The following is a 684-nucleotide window of genomic DNA, read 5'->3' on the forward strand; positions in this document are numbered from 1 at the left end:
ATCCATGTGACCCCGGACTCCCTACGCGCAAGGTCGTCTGAAGCGTAGGATGTTTATAAGAGCCAGGCTCGGGCTCGGGCTCCGCGGCGACGGGCTCGGGCTCGGCTTCCGCGACGGCGGGCTCGGGCTCGGGCGTGGTCTCGGGCTCCGCGGCTACGGCGACGGGCTCGGCCTCGACGACAGGCTCCGGCTCGGCGGCTACGGCCACCGGCTCGGGCTCGGCCTCTGCCGCGACCGGCTCGGGCGTGGCTTCGGGCTCCGCCGCTACGGCCACCGGCTCGGCTTCGACAGCGGCGGGCTCAGCCTCGGGCTGCGCCTCGACTGCGACCGCCTCCGCGGCGACCGGCTCAGGTTCGGCGGCCACGGCGACCGGCTCGGGCTCGGCTTCCGCGACGGCGGGCTCGGGCTCGGCCTCGGCGGCCACCGGCTCGGCTTCCACCGCGACGGGCTCCGCCTCGGTCTGCGCCTCGACTGCCTCCGGCTCGGCCTTCGCCGCGACCGGCTCGGGCGCTACGGCGACGGGCTCCGGCTCGGCCTCGGCGGCCACCGCCCCCGCCTCGGGGGGGGCCGCCCCGGGGTCCGCTTTCCCCCCCCCCGGCGCGGCGCCTGCTCTCTTTCACATCTCCCCGCCCACGCGAAACAGGGGGGGTTTGCGTTGCCGCCTTTTTGTGTAAAAAAAAAACA

Annotated in this window: 1 protein-coding gene; it reads right to left on the reverse strand. The window is 75.3% G+C overall.

From position 1 onward, the window contains the following. On the reverse strand, positions 1-547 hold a 547-nt coding region (locus GPJ59_RS36725), incomplete at its 3' end, for a hypothetical protein (RefSeq protein WP_219672411.1). Positions 548-684: the final 137 nt, after the last annotated feature.

Source organism: Streptomyces bambusae, from assembly GCF_019400985.1.
GTDB lineage: Bacteria > Actinomycetota > Actinomycetes > Streptomycetales > Streptomycetaceae > Streptomyces > Streptomyces bambusae_A.